The organism is Streptomyces sp. NPDC014889, from assembly GCF_043081205.1.
Lineage (GTDB): Bacteria > Actinomycetota > Actinomycetes > Streptomycetales > Streptomycetaceae > Streptomyces.
Window position 1 is genome coordinate 254655 of sequence record NZ_JBIBWH010000002.1, and the last position, 18502, is coordinate 273156.

The 18502-nt window shown below is 69.9% G+C and carries 17 protein-coding genes, 2 tRNA genes and 1 pseudogene; 12 read left to right on the forward strand and 8 right to left on the reverse strand.

Annotated elements, in window-relative coordinates; all coding sequences use genetic code 11:
* Entirely contained in the window at positions 1 to 744 is a 744-nt protein-coding gene (locus ACF09J_RS04285; protein ID WP_392303838.1) for a DUF3566 domain-containing protein, read from the forward strand.
* 167 nt (positions 745 to 911) lie between these two features.
* Positions 912 to 988 (forward strand) — tRNA-Ile (locus ACF09J_RS04290).
* Positions 989 to 1349: 361 nt separating this feature from the next.
* On the opposite strand, the gene ACF09J_RS04295 is transcribed toward ACF09J_RS04290, so the two are convergent.
* Positions 1350 to 1706: a DUF6344 domain-containing protein gene (locus ACF09J_RS04295; RefSeq protein WP_392303839.1), complete on the reverse strand. Its 357-nt coding sequence runs from the start codon at positions 1704 to 1706 to the stop codon at positions 1350 to 1352.
* Between the two features lie 337 nt (positions 1707 to 2043).
* On the opposite strand from ACF09J_RS04295, the gene ACF09J_RS04300 reads away from it, so the two are divergent.
* Positions 2044 to 2172 (forward strand): DLW-39 family protein, encoded by a 129-nt coding sequence (locus tag ACF09J_RS04300; protein WP_003999697.1) that lies wholly within the window; start codon positions 2044 to 2046, stop codon positions 2170 to 2172.
* Between the two features lie 236 nt (positions 2173 to 2408).
* Positions 2409 to 3746 carry a hypothetical protein gene (locus ACF09J_RS04305; protein ID WP_392303840.1) on the forward strand — a complete coding sequence of 446 codons (1338 nt, stop codon included), beginning with the start codon at positions 2409 to 2411 and terminating at the stop codon, positions 3744 to 3746.
* 18 nt (positions 3747 to 3764) lie between these two features.
* Here the strand turns inward: ACF09J_RS04305 and ACF09J_RS04310 are convergent, their stop codons facing one another.
* Positions 3765 to 5228: a serine/threonine protein kinase gene (locus tag ACF09J_RS04310; protein WP_392303841.1), complete on the reverse strand. Its 1464-nt coding sequence runs from the start codon at positions 5226 to 5228 to the stop codon at positions 3765 to 3767.
* A 75-nt stretch (positions 5229 to 5303) separates the two neighbouring features.
* Positions 5304 to 5852, reverse strand: a complete 549-nt coding sequence (locus ACF09J_RS04315; RefSeq protein ID WP_392303842.1) for a helix-turn-helix domain-containing protein — start codon at positions 5850 to 5852, stop codon at positions 5304 to 5306.
* A 182-nt stretch (positions 5853 to 6034) separates the two neighbouring features.
* Between ACF09J_RS04315 and ACF09J_RS04320 the strand changes: the two genes are divergently transcribed.
* A tRNA-Ala gene (locus tag ACF09J_RS04320) sits at positions 6035 to 6107 on the forward strand.
* Positions 6108 to 6240: 133 nt separating this feature from the next.
* Here the strand turns inward: ACF09J_RS04320 and ACF09J_RS04325 are convergent.
* Complete coding sequence (locus tag ACF09J_RS04325; RefSeq protein WP_392303843.1) at positions 6241 to 6951, reverse strand: DUF5324 family protein; 711 nt, start codon at positions 6949 to 6951, stop codon at positions 6241 to 6243.
* A 386-nt stretch (positions 6952 to 7337) separates the two neighbouring features.
* Between ACF09J_RS04325 and ACF09J_RS04330 the strand changes: the two genes are divergently transcribed.
* Positions 7338 to 7871: a peptidylprolyl isomerase gene (locus ACF09J_RS04330; protein ID WP_392303844.1), complete on the forward strand. Its 534-nt coding sequence runs from the start codon at positions 7338 to 7340 to the stop codon at positions 7869 to 7871.
* Between the two features lie 140 nt (positions 7872 to 8011).
* On the forward strand, positions 8012 to 8929 hold the full coding sequence (locus ACF09J_RS04335) for a rhomboid family intramembrane serine protease (RefSeq protein ID WP_392303845.1): 918 nt from the start codon (positions 8012 to 8014) through the stop codon (positions 8927 to 8929).
* A 270-nt stretch (positions 8930 to 9199) separates the two neighbouring features.
* On the opposite strand, the gene crgA is transcribed toward ACF09J_RS04335, so the two are convergent.
* Positions 9200 to 9454: a cell division protein CrgA gene (crgA, locus tag ACF09J_RS04340; protein ID WP_392303846.1), complete on the reverse strand. Its 255-nt coding sequence runs from the start codon at positions 9452 to 9454 to the stop codon at positions 9200 to 9202.
* Between the two features lie 140 nt (positions 9455 to 9594).
* Here crgA and ACF09J_RS04345 point away from each other — a divergent pair, with 140 nt between their 5' ends.
* The 5 genes and pseudogenes from ACF09J_RS04345 (at position 9595) to ACF09J_RS04365 (ending at position 13346) form a co-directional block, all read left to right on the forward strand.
* Positions 9595 to 10371, forward strand: coding sequence for a DUF881 domain-containing protein (locus ACF09J_RS04345; RefSeq protein WP_392303847.1), 777 nt, complete (start codon positions 9595 to 9597; stop codon positions 10369 to 10371).
* 183 nt (positions 10372 to 10554) lie between these two features.
* Positions 10555 to 10763, forward strand: a pseudogene (locus ACF09J_RS04350) (hypothetical protein).
* On the forward strand, positions 10760 to 11398 hold the full coding sequence (locus ACF09J_RS04355; RefSeq protein ID WP_392303848.1) for an aminodeoxychorismate/anthranilate synthase component II: 639 nt from the start codon (positions 10760 to 10762) through the stop codon (positions 11396 to 11398). Before ACF09J_RS04350 ends, ACF09J_RS04355 begins: the two are co-directional and overlap by 4 nt.
* The gene (locus ACF09J_RS04360) at positions 11395 to 12558 is read left to right on the forward strand and encodes a class E sortase (protein WP_392303849.1); all 1164 of its coding nucleotides are present in this window, start codon (positions 11395 to 11397) and stop codon (positions 12556 to 12558) included. The genes ACF09J_RS04355 and ACF09J_RS04360 overlap by 4 nt, the downstream gene beginning before the upstream one ends.
* A 14-nt stretch (positions 12559 to 12572) precedes the next feature.
* Positions 12573 to 13346 (forward strand): class E sortase, encoded by a 774-nt coding sequence (locus ACF09J_RS04365; protein WP_392303850.1) that lies wholly within the window; start codon positions 12573 to 12575, stop codon positions 13344 to 13346.
* A gap of 77 nt (positions 13347 to 13423) precedes the next feature.
* Here the strand turns inward: ACF09J_RS04365 and pknB are convergent, their stop codons facing one another.
* From pknB to ACF09J_RS04380, 3 genes are all read right to left on the reverse strand, one after another.
* Positions 13424 to 15409, reverse strand: a complete 1986-nt coding sequence (gene pknB / locus ACF09J_RS04370) for a Stk1 family PASTA domain-containing Ser/Thr kinase (protein ID WP_392303851.1) — start codon at positions 15407 to 15409, stop codon at positions 13424 to 13426.
* A gap of 169 nt (positions 15410 to 15578) precedes the next feature.
* Positions 15579 to 17063, reverse strand: a complete 1485-nt coding sequence (locus tag ACF09J_RS04375; RefSeq protein WP_392303852.1) for a peptidoglycan D,D-transpeptidase FtsI family protein — start codon at positions 17061 to 17063, stop codon at positions 15579 to 15581.
* Complete coding sequence (locus ACF09J_RS04380) at positions 17060 to 18496, reverse strand: FtsW/RodA/SpoVE family cell cycle protein (protein WP_392303853.1); 1437 nt, start codon at positions 18494 to 18496, stop codon at positions 17060 to 17062. The genes ACF09J_RS04375 and ACF09J_RS04380 overlap by 4 nt, the downstream gene beginning before the upstream one ends.
* Between the last annotated feature and the right edge of the window lie 6 nt (positions 18497 to 18502).

Sequence of the window (18502 nt, forward strand, 5' to 3'; positions counted from 1 at the left end):
GTGAGCGGAGCCACGGGCGCCGGATCGGCCGGTACCTCCACGGGTACGGGAGCGGACGGCGGCGGCCGTGGCTCCGCCGCGCCTGCGACGGACACGCATACGACCAATCTGCAAGCGATCAAGTCGCCCGCGACCGACGCGCACACGCCCCACACTCATGGATCCCAGGGGGGACCGGTGACGGACACCCGAGGCCCGCAGGCCCAGCAGGCGAATCCCGTGGCCGGTCAGCAGGCGGCGGGTTCGCCGCTGCCGGGTGAGCGGCAGCCGCAGCAGCCCTCCGGGCCGTACCACCCGCCGCAGGCCTACCCGGCGGCCGAGCCCGCCTCCCAGGCGGTGCGCCGGCCGCGTACGGGCGCGCGTACCGCACCGCGCACCCGCAAGGCCCGGCTGCGCGTGGCGAAGGCCGACCCGTGGTCGGTGATGAAGGTCAGCTTCCTGCTCTCCATCGCCCTCGGCATCTGCACGATCGTGGCGTCCGCCGTGCTGTGGATGGTCATGAACGCGATGGGCGTGTTCTCCACGGTCGGCGGGACGATCTCCGAGGCCACCGGCTCGAACGAGTCGAACGGCTTCGACCTCCAGACGTTCCTGTCCCTCCCCCACGTGCTGATGTTCACCTCGATCATCGCCGTGATCGACGTGGTCCTGGCGACGGCCCTCGCGACCCTCGGAGCCTTCATCTACAACCTCTCCGCGGGCTTCGTCGGCGGCGTCGAGCTGACGCTGGCCGAGGACGAGTAGGACCGGGCGACGGCGCCTCCACGGTCCCCCTGTGGTGCCTTGGCGGCGCCTGTCGCAGTGTCGCGAAACGTCCGCTGAAGGTCCTGCGACAACCGATTTTGGGACTGCCCCCCTCGTGCGCTAATCTTCAGGAGTCAGCGCGCGGGACACACACCGCAGAGCGCGGCGGGGCTATAGCTCAGTTGGTTAGAGCGCATCCCTGATAAGGATGAGGCCACAGGTTCAAATCCTGTTAGCCCCACCAGCATGAAGACCCTCAACCGATCACGGTTGGGGGTTTTCGGCGTTCAGGGGCCGACAATCAGCCGTCGGGCCACGTGGTGGGTGGAGGGGCCGGATTCCCCGTCGTGGAGGCGGGGACGGAGACGCGTGCGCCTGGTGCGGGCGTCCTTGCCGAGTGTCGAGGGGGCTTCAGCAAAGGTGTCCGGCGCGGACGGAGAGCCGCTGGACCGGTGGCGGGAATCTGGAGGACGCCGGTGAGGACGCAGGTGAAGCTCCCCGGCCGTGGTGGCCGGGGAGCTTCGCGTTCTGCGGCTGGTGCTGTACGCGAATCGCCGTTACGTCATGGGTGCGGATGGTGCACCGGCCGGGCCGGTGCGGTCCTGTCAGCGCTGGAGGGGGATGGTCGGCCGGGCCGGCGGTTCGGCCGGGAGGCATCGGGGCTCTGCGGCGAGGGAGAAGGCGTCGGTCGGCGGGCGGTGACGGCAGCCGGGGGTTCTTCCGTGGGCCTCGGCGCGAATGCGCTGTTTCATCGTCGGGGGCAGTGACGGGGTGTGGGGCTTGGACAAGGACGACGTCGTCTGGGCCGGCACCGGTGCGGTCCTCTTGGGCGCCGCCTCGGGCTGCGGTGCGGCCGCGGCGGCGGAGGCGGCCGTCGTGGTGATGAGTCCGAGCGCCGTGCAGAGCGCGAGGAAGGCGGTGACGATGGCGGTCCACAGCTTCATGATCTTGTGCTGGTCCATGGCCCCTCACTTTCGGGTTGGGCGATTTGCGTACTTTGCTCATCATGTGTATGAGCGCCGCGAAGTGGTGGACCGACGCTCGTGGCGCGGCGTTCTTCGGATGAACACCACTCGGATGGGCGCATGAGCGGTGAAAAGGTGCGAAGCCGGGAGGAGGGTGGCCAAAGTGACCGTCCGTACGGGTGCGATCACCCTCCGAGCGGAGCGGTCCTGTCCTCGCCTACTGCGCTCGCGCGCACGGCAGTTGACAGCCGACGCAGGTCACCGATCGGTATCGGCCGGTGTGTATAGTCGGGCGCCAGAGGTCCCCTACGTCAAGGAAAGACGAGGTCGCGCGGTGAAGAAGCTTCTCCTGGTCGCACTGGCCGCCATCGGCGGGCTCCTCGTGTACCGCCAGATCCAGGCGGATCGCGCCGAGCAGGATCTGTGGACGGAGGCGACTGACTCCGTGCCCACGGGTTCGTGAGCACCGACATCCCGAACTGAGCAGGCCCCGACCGCCGTAGCGGTCGGGGTTTTGTGTTGTGGGGCCCCGGGTTGGGGAGGGCCGGTTCTCGTGTTGCGGGGTCGCGGAGGGTGGGGTAGGCGTCGCTTATTGAGACCGCTGTTGCCTGTGCGCCCAGTGAAGGTGCGGATGGCGTAGCGGCCCTCGGGGAATGATGGGCGACGTCCGGAGGGACGGAACGCGAGGGGTGGCGCGGGATGGTACGGCGTGGGGCGGGACGGCAGGCGACGGCAGGGCGCCCCCGGCGTGACCGGCATCCGTTGCGGGGCCTCGCCGTGCGTCTGGCCGTGGCCGCGGCGGCGCTGTGCCTCGCGGCGGCCGCCCCCGGGCCGAGCGCCCTCGCGGCCGGCGAACCGGACCCGTACGCCTTCGCCGACGGCGCCCGGTCCGTCGCGGGAGCCACGAGCACCACCGACGCCGCACGCCTCGAACCGGGCCACACCTACCGGAGCTCCCTGCCGGGCAGTGGCGGGCTCTACTACCGCCTCGACCTGGACGCCGCCTCCACCGCCTACGTCTCCGCCACGGCGGTGCCCGGAGCCGGCACCGAGGTCGCCGCCACCGACGGCCTCAGGATCTCGGTCCAGGACGCCCGCGGCGCCTCCTGCTCCGCGCAGACCGCCCGCTTCGGCCCGAGCCGCAGTCCGCATCCCGTCGCCGTGTGGGGCGCGCGCGAGGTCTCCTCCGGCCGCACCCTGTGCCAGGGCGCCGGTTCGTACTACGTCCTCGTTGAACGCGTCGGCGCCGAGGGATCCTCGTCCGGCACCTGGCCCCTGGAACTCGCCGCCGTCTCGGAGCCGCCGCTGAAAGGCGCCGCGGCCACGAGCGCACCCGGGTCCTGGAACTCCGCCTCGCCCGAGCCGGTCACCGGCCAGGCGGCCGAACGGGCCGGCGGCGCCGGGTTCGCCGGGGCGAGCACGGTCGGGCAAGGCGTGTGGCGCACCCGGATCCGGCCCGGCCAGACCCTCTTCTACCAGGTCCCGGTCGACTGGGGACAGCAGTTGAACGCCGGCGCCGAACTGGGCAGCTCCAGCGGCGGCAGCGGCTACGTGAACGGTGCGCTGACCCTGTCGCTCTACAACCCGGTGCGCGGATACGTCGAGGAGGCGTACGCCGGTTACAGCGGCCGGCAGACGTCCGCCGTCCTCGCACCCGTGCCGCCGGTCGCCCACGCCAACCGCCACGGCATCACCGCCCAGGTCAAGGGGATGCGGTTCGCCGGCCTCCACTACCTGGTCGTGCACCTCGCCGCCCAGACCGCCGACTCCTTCGGTGAGGGGCCCTACGGTCTGGTCCTGCGCGTACGGGTGGACGGCACGGCCCAGCCAGGGCCGGACTACGCGGGCCGGCCCGAACCGGAGCAGCTCTTCGAGGTCACCGCCCACGACCGGGCCGCGGCGGCCCCGGCCGGGGCGGCGGACCGCTCCGCGGCGCTCCGGGCGCTCGCCGTGGGCGGGATCGGCGCGGGAACGGTCCTGCTGGCCGTCCTCGGGGTGTGGACCGTGCTCGCCCGGCGCAGGGCCGAAGCCCCGTAGGGCGGCCCGTGGCGCGCCTTACAACCGGCTCAGCGCCCAGAAACCGACGGCGTAGCAGGTCAGCGCGAGAAGCAGCAGCGGGATCGCCACCGCCTTGGGCGGGCCCGGGCGGCGGGGGCGTCCGGCGCGGTGGCGCGAGCTTCCCCGCGCCGGAACGGGAACACGCGGGTCCTGGGCGGTGTACGAAGCAGTGGAGACATCGGCGCGCTGCCGCGGCTCGGGGGAGGACGGCACCTGGGTGGGGTCGTGAGGGGAGACGTGGACCGCGGGCGGGGCCGTGGGTGCCGGGGGGACGGCCCGCGGGGGCACAGCGGGGGATGGAACAGCCTGCGGGGGAGCGGCCTGGGGCGGCGGGACCTCCAGTGCCGGGGCGGCGGTCCGAGGCGGTGGCAGGTGGAAGCTGCCCGTGTCGGACATGGTGGAGGGCTGGGGCGGCCCCGGCGGCACACCGCTGCCGGCCGCCTTCGGCCCCGTCCCGGTCCCGACCCGGGGGTCGGGACGCGGATCCGGCACGCCCCCGGCACCGGGAGCCCCGGAACCAGTGTCCGAACCGGCGGAAGCGGACGCCGCCGCCTGCCCGACCGTCACCCCAGGGCTCCGGGTGAGTGGACCCTCGGGTCCGAAGCTCGGTGGCAGCGGGCCGAGTTGGTCGAAGATCTCGATCAGTTCGTCGTCGGGACCCGGCTGCGGCAGGAGCTCGGCGCACGCGACAAGAGCCTTGCGCGCGCCCGTCGCCGTACGGAACCTGGCCTGCGGATCGGGTTGCAGCAGGGTGGCCACGACCTGCCACAGCGGTTCGGGAACGCCCTTGGGCGCACCGGGAGTTCCATGCTCGGCGAAATGCTCCACGAGCGCTCTGGCGTCCGGCTTGGCACCCTGGAGCAGGTAGAGGGCGACCAGACCGGTGGCGAACAGGTCGGCGGGGAAGTCCGGTTCGGCGCCCATCATCTGCTCGGGAGCGAGGTAACCCGGCGTCCCCACCACCAGGTCGGTCTCCGTCAGCCGGGGTTCGCCCAGCCGCATCGCGATGCCGAAGTCCGACAGCAGCAGCCGGGGCCGGCCGGTCCCGGTGGCCTCGAGCAGGATGTTGGCGGGCTTGATGTCGCGGTGCACGACACCCTCCGCGTGCACCGCGGCGAGGCCCGACAGCAACTGGTCGAGCAGGGTGCGGACGAACGCCGGGGGCAGCGGACCGTAGTCCCCGACCAGGTGGACCAGGGAGCCGCCGGCCACCAGGTCCATGGTGAACAGGACCTTGTCGTCGTCGGCGGCCCAGCTCGCCGGTGCGAGCACATGGGGGTGGTCGATCCGCAGCGCCTGCTCCCGCACGAACCGCAACAGGGAGTGCGCGTCGCGCTGCTGAAGGACCTTGGCGGCCACGTACCGGCGACGGCGGTGGTCCCAGGCCCGCCAGACCGCGCCGACTCCACCGCGCCCGATCGGGTCGGCCAGCTCGTACCGGCCGGCGAAGACCTCACCCATGGCTGTGCGTCGCTCCTCCCCCTGCGGCTGTCCCCCTCGCATCCCCCCGACGCGCGATACGACTCCCCGGGGGCGTCAGTTCTGGTGGGACTGGTAGTGCGCGACCGCGTCCGAGGTGCGGCCCGCGCCGTACACCCGGAGGAATTCCGCCAGTTCGGGGTGGGTGGGGGCGAGGGTGTTCGCGGCATCGATGATGTCACCGGCCGCCGCGACCGAGCGGAGCAGCGACTGGATCTCGCGGACCACCCGCTTGACCGTCGGCGCCCCCGAAGTGTTCGACATCTGCGTGGAGTTGCTGAGCACCGAGCCGCCCTGCGACCGCTTGATCTCGTCCATGCGCTCGGTCGCCTCGGCCGCGCTGACACTGCCGTCCGCCACCTGGGCCGCCAGCTCCTGGAGCAGCTGCACCCGTTGGACCACCGCCGGATTGCCGATCTTCGCGCGCTGGCCGCTCATGAGCTGCGACAGCATCGGGGCGGACAGTCCCAGAACCCCCGCCAGCCGGGCCTGGTTGAGCCCGAGGTCGTCTATGAGCTTACGGAAGAGCGCCCCCAACGGCTCCCCGTACCAGTTCCGCTGCAGTTCCCGCGCTTTTGCGGTGGCTTCCTGCTGTGCGGCGTCCATTGCGTCTCCCCATCGCTTCCCCAAATACCGCGGTTCGCTGTAGCGAACCACGCGGAGCATCTTACGGAGAGTGGTCGGCCGCGGGGAGCCCCCATCTTTTTGCGAGATCCGGGGGGTGACCCGGTACTCTGGTCTGCGGCACCCGACCGGTGGACGGATCTTCCGGCCGGATGTCGGCATCCGGGGCCTTAGCTCAGTTGGTAGAGCGCTGTCTTTGCATGGCAGATGTCAGGGGTTCGACTCCCCTAGGCTCCACCGGTGAAATGCCCTCCGACCTGCGAAAACGCGGCTTCGGGGGGCATTTTTCGTGAGCCGCGCGAACACGGCGAGAGCCCGCCCGACCTGTGGGAACACCGGTCGGGCGGGCTCTTTCGTCGGTGGCGGAGGGTCAGCCCTGCTCGTCGCGGTCGGCCGCCTCCTCGTCCTGCTTCGCCTGGACCTCGGGGTCGAGGACGGACTGGCCGGTGCCGTCCACGGACGTCAGCCGGCCCGACTCGGGCACCTCCGTCGCGGCCGGCGGTTCCACCAGCCAGTCGGGGTTGGCCTGCTTGTCCCACCACTTCCAGGCGGCGAAGGCGCCGCCGGCGAGCGCGCCCGCCAGCGCAAGCAGCTTCACCACACGGCCGGCCCGCGCACGCCGCTGGTGCGTGCGGGCCAGCTTCTGGATCTTCCGGGCCGGGACCTGACCGCGCAGCGCCACCAGCGCGGCGGCACCGCGCGCGGCGGCCTCGTCCGCGACCGGCGTCGCCGCGGCCAGCGCCTGCTCGATCCGCGGCCGGGAGTACTCGGCGGCCTGCCGAGCGGCCCGGCGGGTCCGTTCGGCGGCGTCCTGGGCGGCCTGATCGACCTTGGGCGGCACATGGGCCATGGCCTGCGTACGGGCCTGCTCCAGTCGGGGTGCGACATAGGCGCCGTACTGGACGCGGGCCTGGTCGGCGGCCAGCGTCACCTTCGGCGCGAGCCGTACGCGTGCCTCGTGTGCGTAGTGCGCGGCCCTTTCCCTGGCCGTGTCGGCGTAGGGCGCCACCACTTCCGCGGCGTGCAGCACGCTGTCCTTCGCCGAGCCGGTCGCGGCGCGCACGCTGTTGATGCGGGTCACGGGTTCCTCCTCCTCGGTGGCGTACGGTAATTCGACTTTCCACCCTTTTACGGATCATGCCTGCCAACGGGCCCGGCGGCATGTGCGACCGGGCATCCGGGTCACGAGTGACGACCGTGGTCACCGCGCCGGCCCTGCCGATCGGGAGTCCGCCCGTAGACGGCCACGTGCGGCAGGGGATCAGTCGTGGGGGATGAATACGGAGCAACAGGAGCTTGTCGTCGACAATGCCACGGATCGCCGCGCCGCGCTCCCGCCCGGGAGAAGCAGCCCGGTTTTCCGCAACCGAATCCGGCGGATCCGCCCGAGGAACCGACCGCCGGGCGACGCACGGCACGGGCCGTGCGAGGATCGGGGAGTCACAGGAAGACAACGGAAGGCAGATCGTGGCTGAGCAGCTCTACGCCACCCTGAAGACCAACCACGGCGACATCGAGGTCCGGCTCCTGCCGAACCACGCTCCCGAGACGGTCCGGAACTTTGTCGAACTCGCCACTGGCGAGCGTGAGTGGACCCACCCCGCCACGGGCGAGAAGTCCAAGGCGAAGCTCTACGACGGCACGGTCTTCCACCGGGTGATCAGCGGTTTCATGATCCAGGGCGGTGACCCGCTGGGCAACGGCACCGGCGGTCCCGGCTACCAGTTCAAGGACGAGTTCCACCCGGACCTCTCCTTCGACAAGCCCTACCTGCTGGCCATGGCCAACGCGGGTCCGGGCACCAACGGCTCGCAGTTCTTCATCACCGTCGCTCCGACGGCCTGGCTGAACCGCAAGCACACCATCTTCGGCGAGGTCACCGACACGGCCGGCCAGAAGGTCATCGACTCCATCGCGGCCGCGCAGACCAACCCGCGCACCGACCGGCCGCTCAAGGACGTCGTCATCGAGTCGGTCGTCGTCGAGACCCGCGAAGGCTGAGTGAAGGGCTCGTCCCGACAGCTCCGCGAGGGAACCAAACGCCCCGCTTGTCCGTAAGGATGGGCGGGGCGGTGCGTTGCCCACGAGCAGCCGCGGCCGTGCTTCGCGGAGGACCAGCAGGACGAATCGAGGGGAACCCCATGGACCAGGCACCAGGCAGCCCGACGGGCCAGGACCCGGCGGACCAGAACCCGCCGGACGCCCACCGCCTGCCGGCCTGCTACCGCCATCCGGGTCGCGAGACCGGAATCCGCTGCGCCCGCTGCGACCGGGCGATCTGCCCCGAGTGCATGGTCGACGCGTCCGTGGGCTTCCAGTGCCCGGACTGCGTCCGCGGCGGCTCCGGCACCGGCCACCCGCCCGCCGCGACCCGGCCCCGCACGCTGGCCGGCGGCACCATGACCGCCGACCCCCGTCTGCTCACCAAGATCCTCATCGGGATCAACGTCGCCGTGTTCATCGCGGTCAACGTCGACTCCTCGCTCCTGGGGGATCTGGTCCTGCTCGGCGCCTGGCCGCCGGCGCCCTTCACCCCCACCTCGGGTGTCGCGGACGGCGAGTGGTACCGCCTGGTGACCTCCATGTTCACGCACCAGGAGATCTGGCACATCGGCTTCAACATGCTGAGCCTGTGGTGGCTGGGCGGCCCCCTGGAGGCGGCCCTTGGCCGACTGCGCTATCTGTCGCTGTACTTCGTCTCCGGGCTCGCGGGCGGAGCGCTGACGTATCTGCTCGCCTCGCCCGACCAGGCCTCGCTCGGCGCCTCGGGGGCCGTCTTCGGCCTGTTCGGCGCCACCGCGGTGCTGATGCGCCGGCTCAACTACGACATGCGGCCGATCATCGTCCTGCTGGTGATCAACCTGATCTTCACTTTCACCCCGGGCTTCCACATCGCCTGGCAGGCGCACATCGGCGGTCTGGTCGCCGGTTTGGTGGTGGGGTACGCGATGGTGCACGCTCCCCGCGAACGGCGGAACCTGGTGCAGTACGGCACCTGTGCGCTGGTGCTGGCGGTCGTCGTCGTGTTGACGCTGCTCAGAACGGTTCAGCTCACCTGAGAGCGTCCGTTGTCCACAGCCGGTGTCGGATCTTGTGCATAGCGTGCGGGAACGCGTGTGCCCCCTGCCGATGACCTGTGTTGCCGCAGGTCAGGCAGGGGGCGTGCGCGTTCTGGATGAGCAGTGTGACAGTCATACCGGTGTCAACGGCAGGCGGGTTATCCACAGATCATCAGCGTTTTCCCCAGGCCGCATGTGGAAATTTTCACCGGCCTGTGGATAACTCAGCGGACAGTCGTGGGCAGTGCTGCGTTCACCGGCAGGACGACGTCACTTCCACTGCGTGGAGACGGCGAACCCGGCGGCGATGAAGCCGAAGCCCACGACGATGTTCACGTTGCCGAGGGCCTCGATGGGCAGTGAGCCGTCCGTCACGTAGAAGACGACGATCCAGGCCAGGCCGATGAGGAACAGCGCCAGCATGACGGGCGCGACCCAGCCGCGGCCCTCCAGCTTGATGCTCGCCGCCTGCTTGGCGGGCGGCGGCGTGTAGTCGGCCTTCTTGCGGATACGTGACTTCGGCACGAGGGTCTCTCCTGTCGATGCGCTGGTGGCCGCGCAGGGAACTGGGCTGGCTCCGGAGCAGCGTACAAGGGCACACTGAGCACTCCCCCGGACGTCCGTTAGCGTAGTGCTTCCGCGGCGCCGAAGGAGATAAGGGTACGTTGAGCAATTCCGCCGACTTCCCGGGGACGGGTGCCGGCCCGGCCCGCACGCGCCGCCCGAGGCCCGTGCGGATCATGACCGTGGCCGTCTTCGCCCTCGCCGGGTTGATCTTCTTCACCAGTTTCAACACGGCCAAGGGCACCAACATCCGCACGGACACGTCCCTGCTGAAGCTGTCCGACCTCGTCCAGGAGCGCAGCCGGAAGAACAAGGAACTCGACGAGTCCAACGCCGCCCTGCGCGACGACATCGAGTCCCTCGCCGCGCGCGACGACGGCGGCAAGCCCCAGGACGGCAGGCTGACCGGCCTGGAGAAGGGCGCGGGCACACAGAAGCTCAAGGGCAGGGCGATCACCGTCACGCTCAACGACGCCCCGCCGGACGCCACCGCGAAGCTCCCCGGCTACCCCGACCCGCAGCCCGACTACCTGGTGATCCACCAGCAGGACCTCCAGGCCGTGGTCAACGCGCTGTGGAACGGCGGCGCCCAGGGCATCAAGGTGATGGACCAGCGGCTGATCTCCACCAGCGCGGTGCGCTGCGTGGGCAACACGCTGATCCTCCAGGGCCGCGTCTACTCGCCGCCGTACAGGATCACGGCGGTGGGCGATCCGGAGAAGCTGCAGAAGGCGCTCGCGGACTCCCCGGCGATCCAGAACTACATGGTGTACGTCAACGTCTACGGCCTGGGCTGGAAGGTCACCGACGACGGAACGGCGACCCTGCCCGGCTACTCGGGCACGGTGGACCTGCACTACGCGAAGCCCGTGAAGTAGGCGCGTCGGTCGCACTGGTGAACCAAACGGCCTGGTTCGCGTATCGGATCGACAAAGGGCCGTACAAAACAGGGTCCGCGGTCGTTGAGGTGATCGACGCTGTTGCCACGTACGTCCGGGCGCAGGCGGTTTCCGCACGGCTCGCGGAGGCCGGGAAACCTCGGGCGCCGCGCCGTTAGTCTGGTGGCGTACGGCGTGAGTCTGGTGCCGTGGGAGACGGAAGGGACGGCATGTACGGCTGGATCTGGCGGCATCTGCCGGGGAACGTGTGGGTGAAGGCCCTGATCTCACTGGTGCTCGTCCTGGCCGTGGTCTACGCCCTGTTCCAGTACGTCTTCCCGTGGGCCGAACCGCTGCTTCCCTTCAACGATGTGACGGTGGACAACCAGTGAGTGCGCGGATTCTCGTCGTCGACAACTACGACAGCTTCGTCTTCAACCTGGTCCAGTACCTGTACCAGCTGGGGGCCGAGTGCGAGGTGCTGCGCAACGACGAGGTGTCGACGGCGCACGCGCAGGACAGGTTCGACGGCGTGCTGCTCTCACCGGGGCCGGGCACGCCCGAGCAGGCCGGTGTCTGCGTGGAGATGGTCCGGCACTGCGCCGCGACCGGTGTCCCCGTCTTCGGCGTGTGCCTGGGCATGCAGTCGATGCAGGTGGCCTACGGCGGTGTGGTGGACCGCGCGCCCGAGCTGCTGCACGGCAAGACCTCGCTGGTGGAGCACGAGGGCACGGGCGTCTTCGCGGGCCTGCCCTCGCCCTTCACGGCGACCCGCTACCACTCCCTGGCCGCCGAGCCGGCGACCGTGCCCGACGAGCTGGTGGTCACGGCACGCACCCACGACGGCATCATCATGGGCCTGCGGCACCGTGAACTCCCCGTCGAGGGCGTGCAGTTCCACCCCGAGTCGGTGCTGACCGAGCACGGGCACCGGATGCTGGCCAACTGGCTGGCGGAGTGCGGCGACAAGGAGGCCGTGGCGAGGTCGGCGGGGCTCGCCCCGGTGGTGGGCAGGGCCACGGCGTGACCGCGCTGCGCCCCGAGCGCGAGACGGACACCTCGTACGGGCAGCAGTCGTACGGGGGGCCGGACGCGTTCGAGGAGTGGTACGGCGCCGGAGCGCAGGGCGTGCCCCAGGACCCCTACGCACCCTCCTACGGACCTCAGGCGGCGACGCCCCAGCAGAAGAACGTGCCCCAGTCGAGCGCGGCGCCCCAGCAGGGCGCGGCGGGGGCGTCGTACGGGTCCTCGGGCGACGCGACGGCGTATCTGCCTCCCGTCGACGAGGAGACGATGGCGCTGCGGATCCCGGAACCGCCGCCTGGCGCGTCTTCCGGGGCGCGGGCCGCCGAACCCCCGCCGGGTGGGCGCGCGGCCCGCAGAAAGGCCGCCAGGCGCCGTCACGGCCGTCGTGGGGCCGAGGGCGGCCCGGTACCGGAGGAGGAGAGCCCGGCGGACCGGCCGTCGGCGCCGCTGTCCCGGGTGGAGGCGCGGCGGCAGGCGCGGGCGCGCAGGGCGAGCCCGGCCGTGATCGCGAGCCGCGTCATCGGCGAGCTGTTCATCAGCACCGGTGTGGTGATGCTGCTCTTCGTCACCTACCAGTTGTGGTGGACGAACGTCAGGGCGCACGCGCAGGCGGGCAGTGAGGCGCACCAGTTGCAGGACGACTGGGCGAGCGGCAAGCGCAGCCCCGGGACGTTCGAGCCGGGGCAGGGCTTCGCCCTCCTGCACATCCCGAAGCTGGATGTCGTGGTCCCCATCGCGGAGGGCACCAGCAAGGCGAAGGTCCTGGACAAGGGCATGGTCGGGCACTACGGGCAGGGCGACCTCAACACGGCGATGCCGGACGCGAAGACGGGCAACTTCGGGCTGGCGGGCCACCGCAACACGCACGGTGAGCCGTTCCGGTACATCAACAAGCTCTCGCCGGGCGACCCGATCGTCGTGGAGACGCAGGACACGTACTACGTCTACAAGATGGCGTCGATCCTGCCGGTGACCTCGCCGGCCAACATCAGCGTCCTCGATCCCGTTCCGAAGGGATCGGGCTTCACCGGGCCCGGCCGCTACATCACGCTGACCACCTGCACACCGGAGTTCACCAGCAAGTACCGGATGATCGTCTGGGGCAAGATGGTCGAGGAACGGCCGCGCAGCAAGGGCAAGCCGGATGCGCTCGTCAGTTAAAGGGCGGATGAACAGTGGCAGCGACCACGGACGACACGGCAGGGCACACCGAGGGCCGCGAAGGGGACGGTGACGCGTCGGGCGCCCGCCGGGGGCGGCGCCCCCGGGGTACCGGCCCGCTGGCCCTCGCCGTCAGCGTCTTCGGTGAGCTCCTCATCACGGCGGGTCTGGTCCTCGGCCTGTTCGTCGTCTACTCCCTGTGGTGGACGAACGTCCTGGCGGACCGCAAGGCCGACCGGGAGGGCGGCAAGGTCCGCGACGAATGGGCCCACTCCGTGCCGGGCGGCCCCGGAGCGCTGGACACCAAGGACGGCATCGGCTTCCTGCACGTGCCGTCCATGCACAACGGCGAGGTCCTGATCAAGAAGGGCACGTCGGCGGAGGTGCTGAACGACGGGGTGGCCGGCTACTACGTGGATCCCGCCAAGGCGACCCTTCCGACGTCCGGCAAGGCCGGCAACTTCACCCTCGCCGCCCACCGGGACGGCCACGGCGCGAAGTTCCACAACATCGACAAGGTGCGCGTGGGCGATCCGGTCGTCTTCGAGACCAAGGACAAGTGGTACGTCTACAAGGTCTACGACATCCTCCCGGAGACCTCCAAGTACAACGTCCAGGTCCTGTCCTCGGTCCCCGAGGAGTCGGGCGTCAAGAAGGCCGGCCACTACATCACCCTGACGACCTGCACCCCGGTGTTCACCTCCCGCTACCGGTACGTGGTCTGGGGCGAACTGGTCCGCACGGAGAAGGTGGACGCCGAGCGGACTCCGCCGGCGGAACTGCGGTGAGCTGACCTGGCGTACCGCAGAGCCCCGGTTCCCCTCGCAGGAGGGGAACCGGGGCTCTGCGTGTCGGTGGGGCGAGGTCAGCCGCCGAAGAAGCCGCCGTTGCCGTTGCCGTTGTTACCGCCGCCTCCGAAGGCGGTCAGCGTGATCGGCGTGCTGCCGGGGTCGTCGACCTCTTGGCCTTCCGGCGGATCCTGCTTGAAGACCAGGGCGTTGTCGTCCTGGTTGCTTCCCTCGGCGAACTGGATCTGGGTGAAGCCGTTCTGCGCCAGAAGCTGCTTGGCGTCCGCCAGGCGCAGGCCTACGACCTTCGGCACCCGTGCCTTCTGCTGCTGGAGCTTGCCGATCCTGATGGTCACCTTGGAGTTCTTGTCGACCGACTCATTGGCGCCCGGAACGGTCGAGGTGACCTTGTTGTCCTGGTTCGGGTCCGTCACGGGCGTGGGGTCCTCGACGCACTCGCCCTTGAGGTCCTTCTGCTCCATCTGGGCCACAGCTTCGTCGCAGGTCTGGCCGGTGACGTCCGGGACCGTCGACTTCGCCACGGGCTTGGCGATGGTGAGGGTGACGGTGGAGCCCTTCTCCACCTCCGTGTCGCCCTTGACGTCCTGGGCGATGACGACGCCGGGCTCCTGGTTGGACTCCTGGGTCTCCTTCTCGACGTTGAGGCCCGCGTCCTTCAGCTGGGACTGCGCCGCGTCGAAGCTCAGGCCGAGGACACTGGGCACCGTCACCTTCGGTGCCCCGGTCGACAGCACCAGGTTGACCGTGTCGCCCTTCTTCATGTCCTCGCCGGACTTGAGGTCCTGCGAGCAGACCTTGCCCTTGGGCTGGTCGTCGCAGGTGTCCTGGGTGAAGGCCACTTCGATGCCGGCGTTGTCGGCCGAGTTCTGCGCCTCGGTCTTCGTCTGGCCGATGAAGTTGGGCACGGTCAGCTTGTCGTTGCCGGCGTCGTTCCCGCTGAAGGCGTACATGCCGATGAAGATCGCGCCGACGAGGACCAGGAGGCCGGCGACGATCAGCATGATCGTCGAGGTGTTGGACTTCTTCTGACGGCGCCGGTCGGGGCGGTCGTCGTAGCCGAAGCCGCCGTCGTCCGGGTTCATGGGCGGCAGCATCGTCGTCGCGCCCGCGGCTCCGGCGTCGGGGCGCAGGGCGGTCGTCGGCTGGTCGTCGGGGTAGCCGCCGTAGCCGACCGCGCCCATGGCGGCCGTGGCCGCGACCGGCTGGCCGTCGAGGCAGGCCTCGATGTCGGCACGCATCTCGTCGGCCGACTGGTAGCGGTAGTCGGGGTCCTTGACCAGTGCCCGCATCACGATCGCGTCCATCTCGGGCGTGATCTCGGGATCGAAGACGCTCGGCGGCTGCGGCTCCTCGCGGACGTGCTGGTAGGCCACCGCGACCGGGGAGTCGCCCACGAAGGGCGGCCGGACCGTCAGCAGTTCGTAGAGCAGGCAACCCGTCGAGTACAGGTCCGAGCGCGCGTCGACCTGCTCGCCTTTTGCCTGCTCGGGAGACAGGTACTGGGCGGTGCCGATGACGGCCGCGGTCTGGGTCATGGTCATGCCGGAGTCGCCCATGGCGCGGGCGATGCCGAAGTCCATGACCTTGACCTGGCCGTTGCGGGTCAGCATGACGTTGGCCGGCTTGATGTCGCGGTGGACGATGCCGCTGCGGTGGGCGTACTCCAGGCCCTGGAGGATGCCGATGGTCATCTCCATGGACCGCTCCGGCAGCAGCTTGCGACCGCTGTGCAGCAGCTCACGGAGCGTGGAGCCGTCGACGTACTCCATCACGATGTACGGGATCGAGACCCCGTCGATGTAGTCCTCGCCCGTGTCGTAGACCGCGACGATCGCGGGATGGTTGAGCGAGGCGGCCGACTGGGCCTCCCGGCGGAACCGGGCCTGGAAGGAAGGGTCGCGCGCCATGTCGGCGCGGAGCGTCTTCACCGCCACGGTGCGTCCCAGCCGGGTGTCATGCGCGAGGTACACCTCCGCCATGCCACCACGGCCGAGCACATGGCCCAGCTCGTACCGGCCGCCGAGGCGACGCGGCTCTTCCATAGCTACCTACCAGCCCTCTCCGTCGGTCCCGACCGGCACCCTTGTGCCGCCGGAGGCTGCTGTCCGGGCCTACCGTACCCGGCTCGCTCTGTGTGACCTGGCCAAGCCCGTCACCCGATACAGGACCGGTATCGCAACGTGCACCGATGTGAAGGAGACGTGACGGGGCTCACTGCCTGGCGCGGATGACCGCCTCCATGACGTTCTTCGCGATGGGCGCCGCCAGGCCGCCACCGGAGATGTCGTCGCGGTTGGCGTTGTTGTCCTCGACCACCACGGCCACGGCGACCGGCGAGCTGCCGTCGGCGAGCTTGGCGTAGGAGATGAACCAGGCGTACGGCTTCTCGCTGTTGTCGACGCCGTGCTGGGCGGTACCGGTCTTGCCGCCGACCGTGACGCCGTTGATCTGCGCCCTCTGGCCCGTGCCGTCCTTGACGACGGTCTCCATCATCGACTGCAGGATCTGGGCGTTCTGCGAGCTGAGCGGCCGGCTCAGCTCCTGCGGCTCCGTCTGCTCCAGGGTGTCCACGTTGGGCGACTGGAGCTTGTCGACCATGTACGGCTTCATCAGCTTGCCGTCGTTGGCGACGGCGGAGGCGACCATGGCCATCTGGAGCGGGGTGGCGGCGGTGTTGAACTGGCCGATGGAGGACAGGGCCGTCTGCGACGCGTTCATGTTGTCGGAGAACACCGAGGCGTTGCTGCGCACCGGCGTGAACTGCTCGCTGTCGAAGCCGAACTTCTTCGCCTCCTCGAGCATCTTGTCGTTGCCGAGGTCCGCGCCGATCTTGCCGAAGACGGTGTTGCAGGACACCCGCAGCGCCACGCGCATGGTGGCGTTCTCGCAGGGGATGTTGCCCTCGTTCGGCAGCGGCGTCGTCGTGCCCGGCATGATCCACGGCAGCGGCGACTTGGTGGCCTCGTCCGCCGACTTGTACAGGCCGTTCTCCAGCGCGGCGGCCGCGGTGACCACCTTGAAGGTGGAGCCCGGCGGGTAGGTCTCGCGCAGCGCCCGGTTCAGCATCGGGTCGTTGGGGTCGGCCGACTTCTGGAGCTTGTTCCAGGCCTCGGCGTCCTTGTTGGAGCTGCCGGCGAACGACGACGGGTCGTAGGACGGGTAGGACGCCAGGGCGAGGATCTTGCCGGTGGCGGGGTCGAGGGCCACCGCGGCGCCCTTGCCGCCGACCTTCTTCAGGCCGTCGTAGGCGGCCTTCTGCGCGGCCGCGTTGAGCGTGGTGACCACGTTGCCGCCCTGCTTGGGCTTGCCCGTGATCATGTCCAGGGTGTTGCGGAAGAACAGCCGGTCGTCGTTGCCGGTGAGGATGCCGTCCTCGACACTCTCCAGCTTGTCGGCGCCGTAGGACTGTGAGGCGAAACCCGTGACGGGCGCCCACATGGGGCCGTCCTTGTACGTGCGCTTGTACTTGAGGTCGTTGAGCCCGTTGCTCTTGGTCTCGACCGAGCCGGTGATCGGGTTGCCGCCGACGATGATGTCGCCGCGCGGGGTGGCGTATCGGGCGATGGTGACGCGGCGGTTGTGCTTGTCGTTCTTGAGGGTGTCCGCCTTGACGTACTGGATCCAGTTGTCCCGGATGAGCAGGGTGAGGATGAGGAGACCGCAGAAGATCGCGATTCGGCGCAGGGGCTTGTTCACGGGCGGACCACCTGGGTCATTTCGGCGTCGGGGTTGGAGGCGGGTGCGGGCGCCGGTCTGCGGGCGGTGTCGCTGATCCGGATAAGGATGCCGATCAGGGCCCAGTTGGCGAGCACGGAGGAACCGCCGTACGCCAGGAAGGGCATCGTCATACCGGTGAGCGGGATGAGGCCCATCACGCCGCCGGACACGACGAAGACCTGGAGGGCGAAGGCGCCGGACAGTCCGATGGCGAGCAGCTTGCCGAAGGGGTCGCGGGCGGCCAGCGCGGTGCGCACGCCGCGTTCCACGATCAGGGCGTAGACGAGCAGGATCGCCATGAGGCCGGCCAGGCCCAGCTCCTCGCCGAAGGTGGCGAGGATGAAGTCGGAGTTGGCGGCGAACTTGATGAGGTCGGAGTGGCCCTGGCCGAGGCCGGAGCCGAGGGTGCCGCCGGAGCCGAACGCCCACAGCGCTTCCATGGACTGCTCGGAGTGGCCGCTGACGCCCTTCTGGCTGAGCGCGTACTCCTTCATCGGGTCGAGCCAGGCCTGGACGCGCTGCTGGACGTGCGGTTCGAAGCTGGCCACGCCGACGGCGCCGACGGCGGACATCAGCAGACCGAAGACGATCCAGCTCGTCCGCTCGGTGGCCACGTACAGCATGACGACGAACATGCCGAAGAACAGCAGCGAGGTGCCGAGGTCGGTCTCGAAGACCAGGATGAGGATCGACATCACCCAGACGACCAGGATGGGTCCGAGGTCGCGGCCGCGGGGCAGGTACAGGCCCATGAAGCGGCGGCTGGCCAGGGCGAGCGCGTCCCGCTTCACCATCAGGTAGCCGGCGAAGAAGATGGCGAGCACGATCTTGGCGAACTCACCGGGCTGGATGGAGAATCCGGCGACCGAGATCCAGATCTTGGCGCCGTAGATGTCGGCGCCGAGGCCCGGCACGAGCGGCAGCAGCAGCAGGATCAGCGCGCCGACCATGGAGATGTAGGTGTAGCGCTGAAGGGCGCGGTGGTCCTTGAGGAAGATCATCACGACCACGAACAGTGCGATGCCCAGCGCCGTGTACAGCAGCTGACGGGGCGCGGCCGTTCCCGCCTGGTCGATGGCCTGCAGCAGTTTCGACTGGTCCAGGCGCCAGATGACGACCAGTCCGAGCCCGTTCAGCAGCGTGGCCAGCGGCAGCAGCAGCGGGTCCGCGTACGGGGCGAACTTGCGGACGACGAGGTGCGCGACGCCGGCCAGCAGGCCGAGGCCCAGGCCGTAGCTCAGCAGACCCGCGGGCACCTGGCCGTTGAGGGCCAGGCCCACGTTGGCGTAGGCGAACACCGGGATGGCGACGGCGAAGGCCAGCAGCGCAAGCTCGGTGTTGCGGCGGCTGGGCGCGCCGATCGCGCCGATCGTGGACGTGTGTTGCGTCGACGGGTTGGTAGTGCTGCTCATCGTGTG